The sequence below is a fragment of the Pelatocladus sp. genome, assembly GCF_059505505.1.
The window spans coordinates 1-22,123 of record NZ_JCACKS010000060.1; the positions used below are offsets into that span (position 1 = coordinate 1).

General features: G+C 42.3%; 14 protein-coding genes and 1 pseudogene. 6 read left to right on the forward strand and 9 right to left on the reverse strand.

Going from position 1 to position 22,123, the window contains the following annotated elements; all coding sequences use genetic code 11:
- Nucleotides 1-45: 45 nt before the first annotated feature.
- The 4 genes and pseudogenes from AC5JMK_RS05925 to AC5JMK_RS05940 all read right to left on the reverse strand — a co-directional run.
- A pseudogene (locus AC5JMK_RS05925) lies at nucleotides 46-417 on the reverse strand (two-partner secretion domain-containing protein); the annotation flags it as partial.
- Between the two features lie 267 nt (nucleotides 418-684).
- Entirely contained in the window at nucleotides 685-4,308 is a 3,624-nt protein-coding gene (locus AC5JMK_RS05930) for a two-partner secretion domain-containing protein (protein WP_495909644.1), read from the reverse strand.
- Between the two features lie 535 nt (nucleotides 4,309-4,843).
- Complete coding sequence (locus AC5JMK_RS05935; protein WP_495909645.1) at nucleotides 4,844-5,707, reverse strand: fructosamine kinase family protein; 864 nt, start codon at nucleotides 5,705-5,707, stop codon at nucleotides 4,844-4,846.
- Nucleotides 5,708-5,782: 75 nt separating this feature from the next.
- Complete coding sequence (locus AC5JMK_RS05940; RefSeq protein WP_495909666.1) at nucleotides 5,783-7,063, reverse strand: M16 family metallopeptidase; 1,281 nt, start codon at nucleotides 7,061-7,063, stop codon at nucleotides 5,783-5,785.
- A gap of 129 nt (nucleotides 7,064-7,192) precedes the next feature.
- On the opposite strand from AC5JMK_RS05940, the gene crtD reads away from it, so the two are divergent.
- Nucleotides 7,193-8,701: a C-3',4' desaturase CrtD gene (gene crtD, locus AC5JMK_RS05945; RefSeq protein ID WP_096672755.1), complete on the forward strand. Its 1,509-nt coding sequence runs from the start codon at nucleotides 7,193-7,195 to the stop codon at nucleotides 8,699-8,701.
- 42 nt (nucleotides 8,702-8,743) lie between these two features.
- On the opposite strand, the gene AC5JMK_RS05950 is transcribed toward crtD, so the two are convergent.
- The gene (locus AC5JMK_RS05950; RefSeq protein WP_096672757.1) at nucleotides 8,744-9,145 is read right to left on the reverse strand and encodes a metal-sensing transcriptional repressor; all 402 of its coding nucleotides are present in this window, start codon (nucleotides 9,143-9,145) and stop codon (nucleotides 8,744-8,746) included.
- A 178-nt stretch (nucleotides 9,146-9,323) separates the two neighbouring features.
- Here AC5JMK_RS05950 and AC5JMK_RS05955 point away from each other — a divergent pair, with 178 nt between their 5' ends.
- A complete protein-coding gene (locus AC5JMK_RS05955; protein WP_096672759.1) occupies nucleotides 9,324-10,352 on the forward strand; it encodes a tetratricopeptide repeat protein in 1,029 nt (342 codons plus the stop codon).
- Nucleotides 10,353-10,420: 68 nt separating this feature from the next.
- Here AC5JMK_RS05955 and AC5JMK_RS05960 read toward each other — a convergent pair whose 3' ends face one another.
- Nucleotides 10,421-11,302, reverse strand: a complete 882-nt coding sequence (locus tag AC5JMK_RS05960) for a 4-hydroxybenzoate solanesyltransferase (RefSeq protein ID WP_096672761.1) — start codon at nucleotides 11,300-11,302, stop codon at nucleotides 10,421-10,423.
- Nucleotides 11,303-11,700: 398 nt separating this feature from the next.
- Between AC5JMK_RS05960 and AC5JMK_RS05965 the strand changes: the two genes are divergently transcribed.
- Nucleotides 11,701-13,350: a Ppx/GppA phosphatase family protein gene (locus AC5JMK_RS05965; protein WP_096672763.1), complete on the forward strand. Its 1,650-nt coding sequence runs from the start codon at nucleotides 11,701-11,703 to the stop codon at nucleotides 13,348-13,350.
- 374 nt (nucleotides 13,351-13,724) lie between these two features.
- Here AC5JMK_RS05965 and AC5JMK_RS05970 read toward each other — a convergent pair whose 3' ends face one another.
- A complete protein-coding gene (locus tag AC5JMK_RS05970) occupies nucleotides 13,725-14,087 on the reverse strand; it encodes a hypothetical protein (protein WP_495909646.1) in 363 nt (120 codons plus the stop codon).
- A gap of 72 nt (nucleotides 14,088-14,159) precedes the next feature.
- Between AC5JMK_RS05970 and AC5JMK_RS05975 the strand changes: the two genes are divergently transcribed.
- Nucleotides 14,160-15,416, forward strand: coding sequence for a glycoside hydrolase family 10-like protein (locus tag AC5JMK_RS05975; RefSeq protein ID WP_495909667.1), 1,257 nt, complete (start codon nucleotides 14,160-14,162; stop codon nucleotides 15,414-15,416).
- 90 nt (nucleotides 15,417-15,506) lie between these two features.
- Here the strand turns inward: AC5JMK_RS05975 and AC5JMK_RS05980 are convergent, their stop codons facing one another.
- Together AC5JMK_RS05980 and AC5JMK_RS05985 are read right to left on the reverse strand one after the other, a co-directional pair.
- Entirely contained in the window at nucleotides 15,507-16,994 is a 1,488-nt protein-coding gene (locus tag AC5JMK_RS05980) for a site-2 protease family protein (RefSeq protein WP_096672767.1), read from the reverse strand.
- A 170-nt stretch (nucleotides 16,995-17,164) separates the two neighbouring features.
- The gene (locus tag AC5JMK_RS05985; RefSeq protein ID WP_495909647.1) at nucleotides 17,165-18,880 is read right to left on the reverse strand and encodes a serine/threonine protein kinase; all 1,716 of its coding nucleotides are present in this window, start codon (nucleotides 18,878-18,880) and stop codon (nucleotides 17,165-17,167) included.
- A 457-nt stretch (nucleotides 18,881-19,337) separates the two neighbouring features.
- Here AC5JMK_RS05985 and AC5JMK_RS05990 point away from each other — a divergent pair, with 457 nt between their 5' ends.
- Both AC5JMK_RS05990 and AC5JMK_RS05995 read left to right on the forward strand, forming a co-directional pair.
- Nucleotides 19,338-20,846 carry an efflux RND transporter periplasmic adaptor subunit gene (locus tag AC5JMK_RS05990; protein WP_096672769.1) on the forward strand — a complete coding sequence of 503 codons (1,509 nt, stop codon included), beginning with the start codon at nucleotides 19,338-19,340 and terminating at the stop codon, nucleotides 20,844-20,846.
- Complete coding sequence (locus tag AC5JMK_RS05995) at nucleotides 20,843-22,060, forward strand: ABC transporter permease (RefSeq protein ID WP_096672771.1); 1,218 nt, start codon at nucleotides 20,843-20,845, stop codon at nucleotides 22,058-22,060. Before AC5JMK_RS05990 ends, AC5JMK_RS05995 begins: the two co-directional genes overlap by 4 nt.
- Nucleotides 22,061-22,123 lie beyond the last annotated feature (63 nt).

Here is a 22,123-nt window from a genome sequence, read left to right on the forward strand (position 1 = left end):
AGGGCTATGAGGCTTATTCTGTCTGCATCATAGCTACTTTTGTCGCCCCGTCAGGTTGAGTAAAAATAAATTTGCGTTACCTAAAACACCCAGTTTACCAAGAATATTCGAGGGATTACCGCCTGTGACTCTGGTGAAAATATTGATGATATTAGCCGGATTAGAAAAATAGGCTCCTCTACCTTCACCAATATTAAATTCTTGAAAACTATGTAACAAACTTGAGCCGCGAACTGCACCACCATCAATGCGATCGCTCGGTATACCTTTAATTACATCTGGATTCACAACAGAACTTTCAGCACCCAAACTGCTATCTGGTACGATTTGCGCTGTTGCAGTGGTAATAGATGCAAGACTGATTACGGTAGATAAAGATAAGGTGGTGACAGGAGATAGGTAACGAAGCAGTTTCATCAGTAATGTCTTATAGAAATTATGGAGAAGAAGACAGCAAGCTTTAAAATTTGATACACATGATAACCATATAAGATAATATGACAATTTCGCTGGTCAGAACTAAATATTGAGGTGCTTTTTTTGGCGCATCGCTCTTCATACTCCAAATTTCCTACTTCAAACAAGAAACTTCTCGCTTCAAACAGCGGATTTGAACATTTGCGATGCTGCGATTTCAATCGCAGGCGGATTTGAACATTTGCGATGCTCCCCAAACAGGATTGCTTAAAATGCAGGACAAGCAGCAGTTGATTTAGAACTCCGTTGAGCAGTGCTAGTCGCTGTGGGATCATAGGCTGTTAACACTACTTCACCTTTGCTGTTAAATATCCATCCTTGGGCTGGAATAATCGGTTTATTAGTATTAGTTACTTTTACCGATTGGTTGGTTGTTGCAGCTTGGGTACTGTTACTAGCGACAGGTTCTACTAAATCCACACGAGTCTCGTTATTGCTAAAGCCATCATCAGGACTAGAGGGAAAACCGCCTCGTCCTGTGATTGTAAATGAGCTACCAGTACCTTTTTGACAAGGATTTTGAGCAATTTGATTACTCACATCTGCAAGATTTTCTGGTAATTCCACTAATCCCTGACTGGGGTCAACATCTGCGGTATCAATTTGAACTGTACCACTAAACTCAGGACTTGCACCTGTGGCTGTGATGTCGCTTTCTGGGGTGGGTTGGTCTCGAAACTGAGTACCAAAAATGGCATCAGCCCTGATAAATACCTTTCCACCAAAGCTTTCTTGAGAATTGGCGCTGATGTCGCTATTTTCCAGAGCAACTAAATTACCAGTATCAATATTTATATTCCCACCTGTGGCTGTACCTGTGGCGTTAGTGGTGATATTGCTGTTGCGACGCAAGATTAAATCACGAGATCTGAGGAAAATATTGCCTTGACCACCTTTGGTTTCGGCGCTAATCAATGCACCATTATTTAGTCGAATATCCTTAGTAGTTGTGATATCTATATTACCTGCCTGACGATTCTCGATATCACTGTTGGTATTTAGTTGAGCAGCATCGAGCAAAAAGGAATTGGCATTAATTTTGATATAGCCAGCATTTCCCTGACCCGAAGTGCTGGAAATAATTTCTCCACCATTAGTGACAAACAGTGAGCCTGTAGCAATTTCAATATTTCCTGCATTTCCGATAGCCCCATCTCTAACTTCACTGAAGATTCCACTGCCGTTGAAGTTGCCAGTAAAGTTAGGTGTATCACTGATTCCTGCGATATTAATTGTATCAGTGATATTGAGCTTCACATTGCCAGCATCGCCAATTCCACCGGGTTGTGTATCAGAATTTCCACGAACAAAGGTTCTTAAACCACCTCCATTCGTAAGTGAAAGTGACCTAGCAGTAATGGTGATATCTCCACCTTTACCCTCTCCTCCTGCTTCCACAGTGCTGAAGAGACCACTGGGGAATCCTTGGTTATCTGTGCCGTCAAAAGAGACAGTACCAGTAGGGGCATTAATTATGATATTACCTGCATTACCTTTTCCAAAGGTGCTGGAACTTAGTTGGCTTCCAGCAGCTATGAAAAGTGAACCTGTGGTAATTTCGATGTTACCAGCGTTACCTGTTGCTCCGCTTTCCACATCGCTGTTGATCCCACTTCTGGCAAAGATGTCGTTAGATTGAGGTATATTACTTTTCCCTATTATTTGCGTTGTATCACTTATATTGAGCTTGACATTTCCCGCATTACCGATACCACCGACTTCTGTATCGGAAGCTCCATTAACAAAGGTATTCAGTTGACCCCCATTAGTTAATGAAAGTGATCTAGCGTTAATGCTAATGTCTCCACCTTTGCCCACAGCTCCTGAACGTACGGTAGTGAAAGCTGAACTAGCGAATCCTTCGTTATCTGTGCCATCAAAAAAGACTGTACCACTGGGAGCATTAATTGTGATGTTACCAGCATTTCCTTTGTTGAAGGTTTCGGCAAGTAATTGACCTCCATTGGTGACAGAAAGTGATCCCCCTGTAATATTGATGTCACCTGCATTACCTTCTCCAAAGGAGCGAGAAGCTAACACAGCATTATCTATATTTACAAAATCAGAAGCATTGACTTCGATATTTCCAGCATTAGGTAGCCCATTCTCTCCTGTAAATCCAGAAGTGACAGTAGACAAGATCGCACCATTAGTCACAGAGAGCGATCGCGCCTTAATCTCAATATCACCACCTTGGCCAGTACCGACAACATCAACTCCAGAAATATTTGATTCACCATTAATAGATGTGTTTGCTGATGTTCCTACGCCATCAAAGGAGACAGTTGCATTGGGAGCGTTAATGATGATGTTACCCGCATTGCCATCAGAAAAAGTAGATGCTAGCAAAGATGAAGCGCTATTTACTGAGACAGAATTCGCAGCGTTAATAATAATATTGCCTGCACTTCCTTGTCCAGATGTAGAGGTATTGATTCCAGCATCGTTAGATATAGAAAACGATGGTGTATTGATAATAATATTGCCTGCATTTCCAGAGGACGAAGCAATAGCGGTAAAAAATGAGTTACTACCGCTTAACGAGACAGAATCAGAAGCATTGATCTCGATATTACCTCCATTTCCTTGCCCAAGGGTGGAAGTACCCAGAACAACAGAATCTGATACAGAAAGCGATCGCGTGTTGATGACAATATTACCAGCGTTTCCTGTCGCTGAATCTCCTGTGAGGCTATTAATTCCACCATTGAATCCTGTCAATCCCTGCAAGGATACTTTATCTGTAGCCGTAATCGTTACATTCCCGGCATTTCCTTGTCCAGAGGTAGCAGAACCAATTGAAAAATTACCAGTACCTTCCAAAATACTGGTGTTGATAACTACATCTCCCGCAATGCCAGTATCTGCTAGTGAACCATTAAGGATATTGCTTTGAGAGTTAGAATCTCCCTCAATTCTGACCTTATCTGTAGCATTAATGACGATATCACCAGCCTGAGCATTAGGATTAGCATTTGATGGAATCACAGCAAATAGTCCCCCTCCAGCAGAAATATCTAGATTTCGCGCATTAACTGCGATACTACCTCCTTGTCCGATAGCACCAACGCGAACTCCATTACTGAGTCTGACATCGCCTCTAGTTATGCCATTGGGAAAACTCAAGCTACCATCAGGATTTATCCCAATTGTTCCAGCTTGTGCTAATCCCCCTAACTCAACTCGCACCCCTGGTACTGTTAATATCCCATCGTTGAAGCTAACGTCACCACCTACTAAAGCGAAAAATTTGCCAGATTGTACGTCCAGATTGGCGTTACTGTTAATACTGCCAGGATTTTCCCGAAATCGCAAACCTATAGGAATATTAATGGTTAATTGGGGTACTGGCTGGGGATTACTCGCACTAAATTCAAAATTGTTGTCAAATAAAATACTATCTGCCGTACTGCCAAAAAACGAGCCACCACGCAAATCCAGACTTGCACCTGGGCCAAAAAAAATCCCTTTCGGGTTAATTAAGAAGAGATTCGCATTACCTAAAACACCAAGCCTACCGAGGATATTCGAGGGATTACCACCTGTGACTCTAGTAAGAATATTAATGATATTAGCAGGATTAGAAAAATAAGCTCCTCTACCTGCATCAATATTAAATTCCTGAAAGCTGTGAAACAAGTTTGAGCCGCGAGTTGCACCACCATCAATGCGATCAACCCCATCAACAACATTAGGACTAACAACAGAACTTTCCGCACCCAGACTGTTATCTGGTATGATTTGCGCTGTTGCAGTGTTGATAGATGCAAGGCTGCTTACAGTGCATAAGCATAAGGTGGTGAGAGGAAATAGGGAACAAAGCAGTTTCATCACTAGTACCTATAGAGATCGTGGTGAAGAACACAGCAATCCTTAAACTTTGATACACATAAGATAATATGACAATTTCACTGGTTAGAACTAAAGACACTCGGTTCTTTTTTTGCGCGATCGCTCTTCAAACTCCAAATGTCTCACTTGAAACAGGAAACTTCTGACTTGAAGTAGGAAACTTCTCGCTTCAAACAGAAAATTTCTCACCTGAAACAGCAAACTTCTCACCTAAAACAGGAAACTTCTTGCTTCAAACAGAAAATTTCTCATCTAAAACAGCAAACTTCTCACCTGAAACAGCAAACTTCTCATCTAAAACAGCAAATTTCTTGCTTCAAACAAGAAACTTCCCGTTTTAATCCTTAGCGGTATATTTTCAAAGCAGAAATCTAGAAAATGAAAATTTCTTGGTGTCTTAGTGTCTTAGTGTTTCAATAGACCTCTTGCAAAAGTCGAATGAACCCCCCTCAATCCCCCCGTTCACGCTTAGGGTTAGGGTGGGGTAAAAATATTTTTGCAACAGGTCTAATAATTATCTTTGCAACCGTGCAATCATGCTGTTAGCTTGGGACTCATATCCACCACCAAACAAATTAAAATGATTGACAATGTGATACAAATTATACAAAATTTTCCGTCGTTCATATCCTGGTTCCAGGGGAAACACCTGATCATAGCCCTGATAAAACGCCGCCGGAAAACCCCCAAAAACTTCAGTCATGGCGATGTCTACTTCTCTATCTCCAAAATAAGTTGCTGGATCAAAAATCACTGGTTCTCCAGTTACAGTAAATCCAGCATTACCCCCCCACAAATCACCATGTACCAAAGAAGGTTGCGGATGATAATCTACTAATATTTCAGGAATAGATGTAAGTAACTCTTCTGCTTGCGGAAATCTACCACCCCCTCGCCTTGCTAATTGAAACTGATAACCCAGGCGATGCTTACCAAAAAATTCTACCCAGTTCGATGTCCAAGTATTAATTTGAGGTGTAGAACCAATCGTATTATTTGTATCCCAGCCAAAACCGTTCCGACTCGTGACTTTGTGCATCGCCGCTAACTTACGCCCCATCTCTTCCCAGGTTTTGGTATTACCTGAACCCATATCCAACCACTCTAAAACCAAGTAACAAGAATTACCTGCTATTCCATAACAAATTGGTTTGGGAACGCGAATAGTACCTGTGTTATACATTTGTTCCAAACCCAGCGCTTCCGCTTCAAACATGGAAACTTGGGATGCTTGATTCAGCTTCACAAAATAGGTAAGCTTGCCATCAGATATGGCATAACCTTGATTTATGCACCCGCCACTAACAGAACGTCGTTGTGCAGAATGGAATTTTTCACCAGTGATTTGAGTAATATTAGCGTCGATATCAGTCCACATGATTCAGTTAACAGTTAACAGTTAACATTATCTCTTGAATAACTGATAACTGATAAGATCAAGTTCGGATAATTACTAAATTGGTTTCATTATTACTACACCGTACGCATCGGGGTTAAGATACTTTTGGGCAGCTTGGATTAAGTTTGTTGCATCCTGGGCTTGGATATGGCTGGGATAGTCAAAAGCTGGCTCTAAATCACCTATTAGTGTTTGATAATAACCATATAAACGTGCGCGAGCGCTCGGTGTCTCGTTGCTAAAAATAAATTTATTGGCTACTCGTTTGTGTATGCGGTTAACTTCTGATTCTTGCACTAACTCGGTTTGTAGGGTTCTGATGTGTTGGGCGATCGCTTGTTCTACTAACTTGACATTTTCGACTGGACAGTGGGCGGAAATATAAAATGTCCCCTGCAACTTATGACTCATGTTACTCACAGAAATGTGAGAAGCCAGTCCCTGTTCTTCGCGTAAATCTCGGACTAATCTTGATGTACGTCCATGTCCTAAAATTGCTGCTAAAACATCCAAAGCGTAAGTTTCATCAAGTTTATCTAACCCTGGAACTCGCCAAACCATCACTATTCGTGCTTGCTGCAAGCTTTGATCGCTAAATTCGTTTCGGATAATTTCAGTAAATGGTGCTTCGGGAGCAAATGTTGATAGTTGTTTGTTGGTAGTTAATTGTTGATTATTAGTTTTTGTAAAGCCTTCTGCAATGGTTGCAATTAATTCTTCTACTGGTAAATTACCCACAGCTACAGCAGTGATTGACTGGGGTTGATACCAAGTAGTGTGAAAATCTCGCATTTGTTGGGCTTTGAGTTGAGAGATTACTGCTTCTGGCCCCAATACTGGTCGCCGATAGGGTAGTTGTGCAAAAGCTAGTTCCATCGCTCTCCTAAAGGTGCGACGACGAGGATTATCTTCGGAACGCCTAATTTCTTCTAAGACTACCAATCTTTCTCGTTCAAAGGCATCATCAGGGATACTTGCGTTAGTGACTACATCTATTTGCAGAGGTGCCAGAGCGGCAAAATCTTGGGGAGCAGTAGTTATATAGTAATGAGTATAATCCTGGCTAGTGGCAGCATTGGTAACAGCACCCCGCTCTTCAATTCTACGTTCAAATTCACCACTTATGAGTCGCTCAGTTCCCTTAAATATCATATGCTCTAAAAAGTGAGCCATGCCGTTAATTGCATCTGTTTCTATGGCTGAACCAACCTTAATCCACAAATTCAGGTTCACCACATCTATCGGCATTTGCTCTGCGATGATTGTTAAACCATTAGACAAATGATGTAATGTGGGGGCATTTAAACGAGGAAATGTTAGCAGGGTTGAGGTCATGGGTTGTTGTAGGTGAGCGATTACCTCTATCTTACGTAGAGACGCAAAATTACGCGTCTGGTACAAAGAATTGTGGACTTATGTTTGTAAAGTATAATTAAGAAACATAAGTATAATTTTGTAACATCAATGCCAAGTCATCGTGTTGGCAAAATCAAATCCCGTGTCATCGTCATTGGTGCAGGAATTGGCGGACTCACTGCTGGGGCTTTACTCGCACGTCGAGGTTATAGTGTCCTCATCTTAGATCAAGCTTTAGTGCCTGGTGGTTGTGCTTCTACATTTAAACGCAAAGGCTTTACCTTTGATGTGGGTGCAACTCAAGTTGCGGGTTTGGAACCTGGAGGAATTCATCATCGGATTTTCTCAGAGTTAGATCTTGATCTCCCGCCAGCAATACCTTGTGATCCTGCTTGCGCGGTGTTTTTACCTGGAGAAAATACACCTATAAATGTTTGGCGCGATCCTCAAAAATGGCAAGAAGAACGCCAGCGCCAGTTTCCTGGTAGTGAACCTTTTTGGCAGTTAATCGCAGCATTATTTAAAGCTAGTTGGAAATTTCAAGGGCGTGATCCAGTACTTCCACCGCGTAACTTTTGGGATTTGTTGCAGCTAACGAAAGCAGTCCGTCCTGGTACTTTAATTACAGTACCTTATACGTTATTTACGGTTGGGGATGCGTTACGTGCTTATAAATTGGCAGATGATCACCGCTTGCGGACATTTCTGGATTTGCAACTGAAGCTATATTCTCAGGTAGATGCAGAGGAAACAGCATTACTTTACGCAGCAACGGCTTTGAGTGTATCTCAGGAACCACAAGGATTGTTTCATCTTGAAGGTAGTATGCAGGTGTTGAGCGATCGCTTAGTTTCTGCTTTAGAAAGAGATGGTGGTCAATTATTAATGCGCCACACCGTTGAACACATTAAAATAGCCCAAGGTAAAGCTAAGGCTGTAGTGATTTGCAACCAAAAAACTGGGGAAACTTGGACAGAATCGGCTGATCATATAGTGGCGAATGTGACAGTCCAAAATTTAGTAAAATTGCTGGGTGAAAAAGCTCCATCTGGGTATAAAAAACGTGTAGAAAAATTGCCTCCTGCATCAGGTGCATTTGTGGTGTATCTAGGCGTGGATGCAAGTGCTATTCCCCTTAATTGTCCACCCCACTTACAATTTATGTATGATGCCAATGGTCCGATTGGCGAAAATAATTCCCTATTTGTATCTGTAAGTCATCCTGGTGATGGTCGTGCTACTACAGGTCAAGCTACAATTATTGCTTCTTCGTTTGTAGATCCCCAAATTTGGTGGAATACAGATGATTACGAAGGATTAAAACAAAAATTCACTGAAGATGCGATCGCTCATCTGGCACAATACTTTTACTTAAAACCAGAAACTATCATTCATATAGAAGCCGCCACTCCCCGTACTTTTGCTTATTACACAGCACGCGATCGCGGTATTGTTGGTGGTATTGGTCAAAGGATACCGACATTCGGCCCCTTTGGATTTGCCAATCGTACACCCATAGATCATCTCTGGTTAGTTGGTGACTCCACCCATCCCGGCGAAGGTACAGCAGGTGTGAGTTATTCAGCACTAACAGTAGTTAGGCAAATAGATGGTTAATTGGGGATTGGGAAAACCCTACCTTCCCCAATCCCCGATCTCTCAAGGTAAAAACCGATCTAAAGCAGCTTTGAGTTGTTCAATTTCTACATCAATATTGCCTTCTTCTGCGGCTCTAGCAATACACTCAGTTAAGTGTTCATCCAAAACTATTCGTGCTACTTTATCCAGCGCACCTCTAACTGCGGCGATTTGCAATAACACATCAGGACAAGGGCTATTTTGCTGTACCATAGTTTTAATCCCGCGAATATGTCCTTCTATGCGCGACAGTCGGTTTACTAATCTTCGCAAAGACTCTTCACTGTGAACGTGAGGATGAGGTGATTGTCCATGGTTATGAGTCTTGTCTGTAGGTTCGTGGTCTGTATTTTCCAAAAGTACATCGTCATCTTGCTCAAAACTAGGCAAAGATGATTTAGGCGATCGCTTTGATCCATTCATTGGCAACTATTTGGCAACTATTGGCATTCTGGTCATACATTAGATCCTAGCTTAGTTGGGGATAGTAGTGGGGAGTGTGAAGTGTCAGGTATTTTTGAATTGTGATGCTCCCTCATGATGGCAAATCGCTAAAGTAAAGAAAAGCACTAAAAATTTATACTAAAGTTGCAAAGCAGTAATGCTTGTTAGTCATATTATTCATAACCATAAAAAAGCTCTCCTGGACTTTGGTCGTACTCTTAAAATTAATCCCAACCACATTTTTACACTGGTGCGTCGGGGTCAAATTTATCACTCCATGCAGCGCTATGAAGATGCTCTCCAGGATTTTGATCGCGCTATTGAACTTGACCCCAATTTTATTGAAGCATTAGCAATTCGGGGTGAAACTTATCGCTTAATGCAGCGTTATGACGACGCACTCCAAGACTTTGACCGTGCGATCGCACTTAAACCTAATTTTGAGTGGGCGATCGCAAGTCGGGGTCAAATTTATCACTCAATGCAGCGCTACGACGAAGCACTCCAAGACTTTAACTGTGCAATTAAAATTAACTCTAACTTGGATTGGGTGTTGGCAAGTCGAGGTCAAACTTATCAATTAATGCAAAGTTACAAACAAGCCCTCAAAGACTTTGACCGTGCGATTAAACTTAATCCTGGTAATGCTTGGGCGTTAACAGGACGGGGTGAAACTTATCGCTTGATGCAGCGCTATAAACAAGCACTCAAAGATTTTGACTGTGCGATTCAACTTAACCCTAATTACGCTTGGGTGTTGGTAACTAGGGGCGAAGTTTACTTAATGCTCAAAAGATACAAAGATGCTCTTGCAGATTTTAACAATGCTATGAAGTTGGAATCTAATAATGATTGGTGTTTGTATGTTCGAGCTTTAGCTTACCAAGCCCTGAAACAACCAGACGAAGCACGTTCAGACCTTGCTAATGCGGTTCAACTTGCCAAAGAGAATTATAAACAAGATTCTCAAGACTGGCACAATACGTTTAACTTAGCCCTTTACTATCTGGCTGTTGATTATACTCCCACAGCAGAGCAAATATATCGATATGCTTTATCTCAGGGTGCTTCTTTGCAGTGTATCCATGAAGCCATTCGTGATTTGGATGATTTTTTAACTATCTTTCCAAATCATATATATGCTCAATCTCTGCGCCAGTTGTTACAGTCAGCTTTAATGCAATAGACTGCATCCTCGCAGACATTTGTGCAATTACCTCAAAGTCACGTGATTGCAACATTCCTCACTCTCTCCTAAAAGCTACCCAAAATCATACCAGCCAGTAAGATGAAACCAATCCAAACATTTTGTCGGAACATTTCACCATATGCAGAATTAGGTAAATCTTGTTGATTTAAGCGAACAGACTGCCAAATCCAACTAGCAGTAGCAACTACAAGACTAAACCAAAAAGCTAGGTGAAGATGAATAGCTATTCCTAACCAAGCAAGACAAAATATAGTACCAGCAAAGAAAATTACAATGGCGATCGCTGCATAATCACCAAAAAATAAAGCACTGGAGTTTACACCAATACGCTTGTCATCAGAGCGATCGCTCATGGCATAAACAGTATCAAATCCCAGTGTCCAAAATACAGTCGCGCCCCAAAGTAGCCAAGTCGGTTGAGAAATATTTTGTGTGACTGCACTCCAGCTAATCAACACCGCAAAACCCCAAGCAATTGACAGCACTAACTGGGGAACAGGAAACACTCGTTTTGCGGCTGGATATAGCAAAATTACTGGAACTGCTGCCACAGATAACCAAAAAGAGATGGGGTTAAGATAGAAAGCAAGAACCGCAGCACATCCTAAAGCCACGATCACAATCGCAATACCAACTTTTACAGAAAGCACACGGGATGCAAGGGGGCGATCGCGCGTTCTTTCCACTTCTGGATCTATATCTCTATCCCATAAATCATTGACAACACAGCCAGCAGCGCTTGTAGCTAGCGTTCCTAAAATGATCACGCCAACCAATGGTAGAGGCGGTTTACCAGCAGCTGCCAAAAATACAGCCCATAAAGCAGGAATCATCAGAATTAAACGCCCTTCCGGTTTGTGCCACCGTAATAATCGGATAATCACAAGCCAAGTAGGTTCCTGGTTACGTTCTGGCGTACTGAGCATAGGAGATAAGGGATTGGGGATTGGGGATTGGGGAAGGTAGGAGTCCCCTGGAGGGGATAAGGGGTAATGGGGATCGGGGACAAGGGAGACTTATCAGTTAACTGTTAACTGATATTTATGCCCAATCCCCTTTCCCTGATCCTCTTTCCCTAATTAATTCACACATCTTCACATATATAGAATAACTTTTTTTGATATTTATAGAAGCAACAGCAAAAGTGGCAACTTTTACTCAAAATAAGTAGTCACTTTGCTTGACCTCACAGAGAGAGTCAAAAACTCAGGCACAGTCAAAAACAGAGTCAATTTGACAATCTATATTGTGAACAGACAAACTTTGTTATCGTCCGCAAGTCAGCTTTTGCCTTTTTTTACTTCATTTACTGAGAGAACAATAAATGGTCAATTTGGTTTCTGCTAGCTGGGGGAGTACACTAACTCAAACAGACAAGCAACAGCGAATCATCGCTGCGATTGATTTGGGAACCAATTCTCTGCACATGGTGATTGTGCGGATTGAAACAACACTACCAGCATTCAGCATTATTGGTAGAGAAAAGGAAACCGTGAGATTGGGCGATCGCGATCTAGTCACAGGATGCTTAAAAGCAGAAGTGATTGAAAGGGCGATCGCTTGCTTGCGACGTTTCCAAGAAGTTGCTAAAACTCTCAACGCCGAAACAATCATTGCTGTCGCTACTAGCGCCGTCCGAGAAGCACCCAATGGTAAAGAGTTTCTACAAAAGGTAGAAGTTGAGTTGGGTTTGAGCATTGATTTGATTTCCGGCCCAGAAGAAGCACGGAGGATCTACCTAGGTGTACTGTCGGGGATGGAATTTAATAACCAACCCCACATGATTGTTGATATTGGTGGCGGTTCCACAGAACTTATTTTGGGTGACACTCACCAAGCGCGAACTCTCACCAGTACCAAAATTGGCGCAGTTCGCCTGACAAATGAATTAATTAACAGTGATCCTATTAGTAATGCTGAGTTTCAGTACCTACAAGCCTATGCACGGGGAATGTTAGAACGTTCTATAGAAGAGGTACTGGCAAATCTAAAATATGGTGAACAACCCCGCTTAGTAGGAACATCCGGTACGATTGAAACTCTGGCGATGATCAACGCCCGTGAAAAATTGGGTTTTGTTCCCTCTACGCTGAATGGTTATCAGTTTAGCCTTAAAGACTTGCGGGAGTGGGTAAATCGCTTGCGGAAAATGACTAACGTCGAACGGGCGACTATTCCTGGAATGCCAGAGAAACGGTCAGAAGTGATACTGGCAGGGGCAGTAATATTACAGGAAGCAATGAATTTGTTAGGGCTAGAGGCGATCGCAGTTTGTGAACGCGCCCTCCGTGAAGGCGTGATTGTAGACTGGATGCTCGCCCACGGCTTAATTGAAGACCGCCTACGCTATCAAAGTTCGGTACGTGAGCGCAGTGTTCTTAAAACTGCTAAGAAATACCATGTCAACTTAGAACATAGCGATCGCGTTGCCGTCTTTGCCCTGAGTATCTTTGACCAAACTCAAGGCATACTCCATAATTGGGGAAGCGAACAGAGACAGCTACTGTGGGCTGCGGCAATACTGCACAATTGTGGTCATTTTGTCAACCATGATTCTCATCACAAACATTCATACTACTTAATTCGCAATGGTGAATTGCTGGGTTATACCGAAACCGAGATGGAAATCATCGCCAATATTGCCCGTTATCATCGCAAATCTCCGCCCAAGAAAAAACATGAGAATTTTCGCAATTTGTTGCATAAAGAACACCGACAAATTGTTAGTCAGTTGAGTGCAATTCTCAGATTAGCTGTTGCTCTGGATCGGCGACAAATCGGAGCTATTCATAAATTACAATGTGAATTTATTCCAGATAAACGAGAATTGAAAATACGAATTTTCCCATCTCGTCCTGATGATGAATGCTCTTTAGAACTCTGGAGCTTGGATTATAAAAAAGGAGTATTTGAGTCAGAGTTTGATGTGAAATTAGTACCAAGTTTGGAAGAATCTGCTGTGATACTTAATTAAGCACCAAGCCCATATCCCGCCTCATAATTAAGGAATGAGGCTAATAGCATAAGTCCGTTTTAACGGACTCAAACACCGTCCTAGTCAGATTTATCTGACTTTCGCTATTAGCCAATAAATTTATTTATTGGCGGGATATGGGGTTGATGCAAGATATGATTTATAGCAGTTCTCGGTTGTGTCCAATACGTACCCCAACCCCACCCCTTAATCCCCTCCCCGCTTGCGGGGAGGGGAGGTTTTGCGTCAGCAAAGCCAGGGTGGGGTTCCGACTGTATTGCAATCGAGTGAGAAGTGCTATAGGCTGAAGCCAACGCAACGGCAATAAAGCGGGAGGAACATCCACGCCGCTTTTTGCCTCCCCTAGTTAAGATTTACTTTATAAATAGTCTTTTATCCTCGTCGTCGAGTCTTTGATCTCCGTCATCGAGTCTTTGATCTCCGTCGTCGAGTCTTTGATACTCATTAATGAGTCTTTTATCCTCGTCGTCGAGTCTTTGATCTCCGTCATCGAGTCTTTGATACTCATTAACGAGTCTTTGATCTCCGTCATCGAGTCTTTGATCTCCGTCGTCGAGTCTTTGATACTCATTAACGAGTCTTTGATCTCCGTCGTCGAGTCTTTGATACTCATTAATGAGTCTTTGATCTCCGTCATCGAGTCTTTTATTTCGACGATAGGGAAAAATGATGAAAAATATTCTCTGTGTCCTCCCCTTGTCCTCCTGATCAAGCAACTTCTTGGTGATCTACGCAGTCATAGGTGATCATTAGTTGAAGCCTATGTGAAATTTGCTATCCAGTCAATGATGAAAAAGTTTGTTCAATCGTGTAAGAAATTGTTTGTGTGGAATGCTCGTCAAAGTAGTCAACGCAACTTAGCTTTTTTTGCTGTGGTGGTAACTTTGTCTATGGTTGCTACGATGATGTTATCTTTTCCCTTACCAGCTCAAAATTTACCTACCCGTTCGCAAACAGCAGAGTTACGGGGAGTGTGGTTAACCAATATTGATAGTAATGTGCTGTTTGAGAGCGATCGCCTCAAGAGTGGATTGCAAAATCTTCAACAGCTAAATTTTAACGTTGTCTATCCGACTGTATGGAACTGGGGTTGGACGCTGTATCCTAGCAAAGTGGCTCAAACGGTGATTGGGCGATCGCTAGATCCAGAACCCGGTCTGCAAGGACGAGATATGCTTAAAGAAATAGTCAACGTTGGTCATCAACAAGGTTTAAAAGTTATTCCCTGGTTTGAATTTGGCTTTATGGCCCCCGCAGACTCGCAATTAGCAAAACGTCGTCCTCAATGGCTAACTAGTCGCAGAGATGGTAGCAAAATTTGGAAAGAAGGTACTCACGACCGAGTTTGGCTAAATCCCTTTCGACCGGAAGTGCAACAATTCATCCAAAATTTAATAGTAGAAATAGTTAGAAATTACGATATTGATGGTATCCAATTTGATGATCATTTTGGCTTGCCATCGGAGTTAGGATACGACGCTTATACAGTCGCATTATACAAAAAAGAACACGGTGGCAAAGCACCTCCGAGCAACTCTAAAGATCCAGAATGGGTGAGGTGGCGAGCAAACAAAATTACTAATTATATGAAACGGGTGTTTACTGCGATCAAAGCCACGAAAAAGAATTGTATTGTTTCCGTAGCACCTAATCCTCAACGCTTCTCCTACGAATTCTTTCTGGCAGACTGGGAAAAATGGGAAAGAATGGGAATTGTGGAAGACTTAGTGATCCAAGTGTATCGAGATGATCCCAATGTCTTTAAGAGTGAATTACAGTATCCAGAAGTCAAAGCTGCTAAAAATCACATCCCTGTAAGTATCGGGATTATGACAGGATTGAAAGCCAAACATGTACCGATGACACGAATTGCTCAACAAGTTCAACAAGTACGCGATCGCAATTTTGCTGGTGTCTCTTTCTTTTTCTACGAAAGTTTGTGGAACATGACCAAAGAAGCACCGCAACTACGTCAAACAGGTTTGAAAAATCTTTTCCCCACACCAAGTTCTTACCCAAATTTAATCGCAGGGTGGAAACCGTAAGTAAGTATGAAGTATGAAGTCGGAAGTCGGAAGTATAAAATTTTTATTTTCACCCTTCACTCTTCAGGCTTCATGCTTCATCATTTTTTTCTATCCAATTCCCAAACGCCCAGCTAAACCGGGAGTCAGGGGTAACAGAGTCGCAATCATTAAGAATAAAGCCAATAAACCCAAAGCGGCGCGGGCGTCGTCTGGTTCGCTGATTTCATTCAAACTGGGGCGTTCTAAATCACGTTGTAAAAACAAAATCACGATCGCCCAGTACATCGCTAAAGGATTACCCAAAGCTACTAATCCCAACAAAATTAAAGTTGCAAAGGTCGCCCGACCAGCAGTTTTGCGTCCGTAGATGGCTTGGACAATCCGACCACCATCAAGTTGTCCAGCAGGCATTAAATTTAAAGCTGTGATTACCAAACCCAACCAACCAATCACCACCAAGGGATGCACATCTACCAATGGTGACTGCAAAGCCGAACCAAGCACAACTTTTGCCAAGCTACCTACCAAAATCGAACCTTGGAAAAACTCATTGGGTAATTGAAACATACTACCTTGATGAGAAAGCAGCAATCCCGTAATCACCATCACTACAGACACAATCCCCCCAGCAGCTGGCCCAGCCAAAGCGATATCAAATAATACCTTACGGTTGGGTAACAAAGACTCAAACCGAGTAATTGCTCCAAAAGATCCAATTTGCACAGCTGGGAGAAAATAGGGCCAGCTGAGGCGGATATTGTGACGACGGGCAAGTAACCAATGACCGATTTCATGCGCCAGTAAAACGATTAAAAGCCCCAGACCAATAGGCAAAGTTTCTTGTAACCGTCCAAAATCGGCAAATAAATCAAAACCTTGTAAAATGCCCGACGCTTCTAAACTTGTGACTACGGTTGCTACCAGCAGAATAATTCCAAAGACTTTTTGCGATAAGGTCATCGGGCGCGGATCATTACGGCTGGGTAGGACAATCACCACTGGTTTACCATCTGTGTTTTCCACCAGATAAAGGCGATATTTATCACCAATAGTTTCCTGTAACTTAGTAGTCAGACGATTGTGAACCATTTCTGGTTCTCCCCGCAGATTACCTTTAAAAATAGCTCCTTCTTGATACGCAATGGTTTCTGTGGCAAAAAATGTATCCAGACCAAAAATACCTTTGATAGCGTTCAAATCTGCTTCTGGAATTGGCGGAACTTCCAGTTTTATTTCTACAGATTCAACCATCGGTGTTGTTTGTGATGTCGAAGTAGATTCTTGTTCAGATAGCTTTTGTGTCGCCCGTTGTCTGAGAATTACATCTTGTCCAGCTGCTCTTAACTGTCTGCCCAGATAGATGTAAATTGCGGTAGAAACCACAAGTAACAAGAGGATGGCTACAATATTGATGTAAATCCCGGCAGCAAATAAGCCAAAAAACACTAGCCAGGGAGCCATTAAAACCACTGACTGTAACCAGGCGAAGATTCCTAGCTTGCCATAGGGTCTGGCACGATAAAAGCCCCAACCCAAGATTCCGAAAGCGACTAATAGGATTGTCGCAATAATAGGAGTCTCTGATGCAGTAAACATTTCCAAACCCTTCGCCTCGTAAAATCAAGCCTGAATTTAGTCAGGTTTTACAGATATTAATAATTTATCAATATATGTAGATGGGATGGATGTGAGGAGTTGCGATCGCAAAACTTAGATAAACATCATTAAAACCTTGACCAATGACCAATGACAACTCTCGCCAATAGTTAATTATTATCCTGTGGTATTACCTCGCTTGTTTGTTCTTTGGTTCGTTTTTGGAGTTTTTGTTGTAACTGACTCTCCAGATTAAGATTTTGCTTAAGTTCCTGTGTTGGAACTACTACTTCTGGTGGATTTGACTGTTTTGAACCCCTATTTGGCAAGATTGGTACAACCACTGAACTAGAATCTTTGGTTGGTGATGGTTGTGGGGCAAGTTTCAATTTTATTGGAGATGGTGATTGAGTTTGTGAACGTGTAGAAGAAGTTTGACGAGAGTTCCGGTATTCTCGCAGTTTTTCCACTAGAGACGGTGATGAAGAATTATCAGGCGTAGTGGGTGATAGTGTTTGTGTTGGGGATTGTTTCTGTTGTGATTCTTGTGATTCTTCTGTGGTGGAATTATTTTTGCTTGATTCTTCTATAGTGTTGGTGTTGCGAGTCGAGGTTTCTGATTCGGAAGAACGCCGATTGCGCCTGCGTCGCCGAGAAGAAGTAGAGACGGATGCAGAGTTGATTTTTGATTGGGAAGTCTCAGAAGGTGTGGGAGAAGGTGAATTCGTGGATTGTATTTCTGCTGAAGTACTTTGATTAGGCTGTTCAAAAACTGGTTTGGGGGATGGTGGCTGAGGCTTGTTCAACATACTAGTTATACCAAAACCTGCGGTTGCAGCAACAACAGCTACACCAGTACCCAGAAGTACTTTTGGCGATCGCAGTTTTTTTCTAAAAGGAGTAATCTTTGCAAACAGTGATGAAATTCTTTTTTGATTTGTTATTTTTTCTTGAGGTAATTTTTCCTCGTGCAACTGGGCAGATAAATCAATAGTTGGTACTGCGTATGTCACCATTGGCATTGGTATGTGATTTGTTACGTCTCCTGGTAGCAGTTTCAACCACTCTACCACTGTTTGGGGACGAAACTTGGCTTCAATTGCCATACCACGCATCACAGCTTGATTGACTGCTGCACTTAAATGAGGTTGCAATTCACGGGGTGTAGGCATTTGTTCGCGATCGCGCAACAATGCAGGCATGGGTACTTGTCCCGTCAAAAATGAGTACAATGTTGCTGCTAAACCGTAAACATCTGTTGCAGGTGTGCGCGTTGCTTGTGACAAGTATTGTTCAATTGGCGAATAGCCTTCAGATACCATACCTGTGTGAGTTTGTCTCACCCCACTATTAAATTCACGGGCAATACCAAAATCAATCAGTACTACTTCCTGAGTTCCTTGGCGGAGAATAATATTATCCGGTTTGACATCTCGGTGCAACAAACCATTTTGATGCACCACTTGCAAAGCAGCCCCAATTTGACGAATGTAATGAATTGCTGTCGCCTCTGGTAGAGGAATTCCAGGTAAAATGTAAGCCTCACCTAAAGTATCACCGGGAATGTATTCCATCACCATATATGGCAACCCAGTCTCGACAAAAAAATCACTGACCCGGACAATATTGGGGTGGACACATGTAGCCAAACGTCTAGCCTCATCCTGAAACTGACGCTCAAACTTGGCAAAATCAGGATGTTGTCTGAGCTTTTCATTCAGGGTTTTAATCACCACTACATGGTTTAAAAAGTCATGCGTAGCTTTGAAAGTAATACCAAAGCCACCTCGACCAATTTCCTGGTCTAAGGTATATTTACCACCCTGCAATTTTGTACCAGCTTGCATAGTATTTTGATTTGGGATTTGAGATTTAGATCTGGACATCCACTTTTAGATTTTAGATTAGCGTCAAATATTATCCTAATAATCTAAAATCCAAAATCCAAAATCTTGATGGAGATCGGGGATTGGGGATTGGGGAAGGTAGGGGTCCCTGGAGGGGATAAGGGGTTATGGGGATTGGGAAGAGACTTGTTAAATTAAGTCTCCCCACACTCTCCCTTGTCCCCAATCCCCGCTCTCCGATTTTTTCTACCTAAAGTCACCCATTCAGGTGAAGTGAAGAATACTTGGGAAAGGTTAACATCAAATAAAGTTAAGAAACTATAAGTTCACTATTTATACTCATACTCTTTCCTACGCAAGATGAATGTTAACAGAACTTAAGTTCTATAGAAAGTTAATGATCTTGCCTACAACAGATAAATATTTTTAATCAATATTTCTTCCTTACTCCCCCTTTATCATCCTGAAATCGAAGTTATTTCTCAAGGCTGCTGTAATGAATACCCATATAGAAATTCCCGTTATTGGCAAAATAAAGCATCCCCAACGTTGGCTAATTGGGCTAGTTACAGCTGGTATTTTGGTTGTTGGTGGCACCACAACTTATACTCTGGTGAATCGGGGAGCAAGTAAAGAAGATATTGCAGCACTTACTATTCCTGTAGAAGCAAAAGATGTGACTTTGCGGATTACTGCCAGTGGTAAGGTAGTGCCAGATCAAAGTGTGAATATTAGCCCGAAACAACCAGGAATTGTTGCAGAGTTAAAGGTTGAACAAGGCGATCGCGTCCAGAAAGGACAAATTCTTGCTGTCATGGATAGTGCAAATGTCAAAACCCAAATTCTGCAATACCAAGCCAGCTTACAACAAGCCAAAGCACAACTTGACGAAGCTATAGCTGGGAGTCGCCCCCAAGAAATTGTCCAAGCTAAAGCGCGTTTAGCACAAGCCGAAGCCCAACTTGACGAAGCTATAGCTGGAACTCGTGTAGAAGAAATTGCTCAAGCAGAAGCGGACGTTAATAAATTTGAAGCACAGTTGCAGCAAGCTCGTTCTCGTTTGGAATTAGCATCTCTACGAGTCAAGCGCCGAGAATATCCAGTCTCCCAAGGAGCGATATCTCGTGATTCTTTGGATGAAGCATTGGCTGAAGAACGAAATGCTAAAGATAACCTCGAACAAGTTCAAGCTAGTCTCCAAGCTGCCAAACAAGAACTCATAAAGCTACGCAATGGCTCTCGTTCTGAAGAAATTGATCGTCAAAAAGCTGCTGTTGCGGAAGCCAAAGCCGCGTTAAAGTTGCTAGAAAACGGTACACGCCCAGAGGTGATTGCTCAACGTCAAGCAGCAGTAGCTGTTGCTGAAGCACAATTAAAGTCGGCTCAGGTGAATTTACAAGATACCGTCATCCGCGCTCCCTTTGCAGGAATTGTCACCCAAAAATATGCTAACGACGGTGCTTATGTAGCACCGACTACTTCTGCTTCTTCGAGCGCTTCGGCTACTTCCAGCTCCATCGTGGCTCTAGCTAAGGGTTTAGAGGTATTAGCACAAGTTCCGGAAGCCGATATTGGCAGAATTAAACAAGGACAACAGGTAGAAATTGTTACCGATGCTTACCCCGATCAAGTCTTTAAAGGTCGTGTACGCCTGATTGCTCCCGAAGCCGTCAAGGAAGAAGGTGTGACGTTATTCCAAGTACGAGTAGCGATTAATACGGGTCAAGAAAAATTACGTTCCGGCTTAAATGTTGATTTGACGTTTTTAGGGGATCAAGTAGACGATGCCTTAGTAGTACCAACTGTAGCCATTGTGACTGAGAAAGGTGAAACTGGAGTACTTGTCCCAGATGCTCAAAATAAACCCCTGTTCCGTTCAGTGACAGTAGGAGCGCAGGTCAAAGATCAGACTCAGATTATGTCTGGTGTTAAAGAAGGCGATCGCGTATTTCTCAACCCACCCAAAGACTATAAACGCGAACAGCAAGCAAAAGAACAAAAATGAACCTAGCAGAAAGCATCAAAATGGCAGGAAAAACCCTGCTGTCTAATAAATTACGTAGCACTCTCACCATGTTGGGTATCGTCATTGGTAATGCTTCGGTAATTGCCATGATTGGTATTGGTGAAGCTGGACAAAAGTACGTTAATAAGCAGTTAGAATCTTTGGGGCCAAATGTGCTGTTTGTGCTTCCTGGAAATCAGGAAACTCAGCGTATTTCTTTTGAAGTACCGAAAACTCTCGTTTTGGCTGATGCAGATGCGATCGCAACTCAAGTGCCAACTATAGCAGGAGTTGCACCAGAATTGAACAGAAGACAAGTGGTGATTTACCGTAACCGCAACACCAACGTCAATATTATTGGTACAACTCCTGGATTTCCTGAAGTACGAGATTTTGAAACTGCTAAAGGACGCTTTTTTACTGAAGTAGACATGAAGCGCAACAACCTAGTTACTGTGTTGGGTGCTGATTTAGCAGAAAAACTATTTGGTAGTAGTAACCCCGTTGGCGCTCAACTGCGAATAAAAAATACTAGTTTTCAAGTCATTGGTGTTTTAGAAGCAAAAGGTTCCAGCGTCGGTGCTGATTATGATGAAGCAGCCTTGATACCCTTGACAACAGCTGCAAACCGACTGATAGGACGAAATTCTCCCTATGGTATTGGCTTAGATTATATTGTTGCTTCGGCTACTGATGGTCAGAGTGTAGACGCAGCAGAATTTCAAATGACAAATTTGCTTCGCCTACGACACAAAATTACCAGCGAAGACGATTTTACAATCCGCACTCAAAAAGATGCTTTGCAGACTGTTGGACAGATCACAGGTGCATTGACAATCATGCTCGCCGCGATCGCAGCTATTTCCCTGATTGTCGGCGGTATCGGTATCATGAATATTATGCTTGTCTCCGTCACCGAACGCACTCAAGAAATCGGACTGCGAAAAGCAATTGGTGCAACCCAGCAAGATATCTTATTACAATTCATCATTGAAGCCGTGATTCTCTCAGCAGCAGGTGGTTTAATTGGGACTGCGATCGGTATCGGTGGTATTTTGTTAGTAGCAGCTTTAACACCATTAGATGCAGGCATTTCCGTTGTTGCAATTAGTCTTACAGTCGGCGTTTCTGGTGGTATAGGTTTATTCTTTGGCGTTGTTCCTGCTCGTCGTGCTGCTAAACTCGACCCCATTGTAGCGTTAAGAAGCGCTTAATTTTGCGAAAAATTTCTTATAAGTGCTGTCTTCGCTGAAGCCTTATTCAAGCGATGCTCCGTT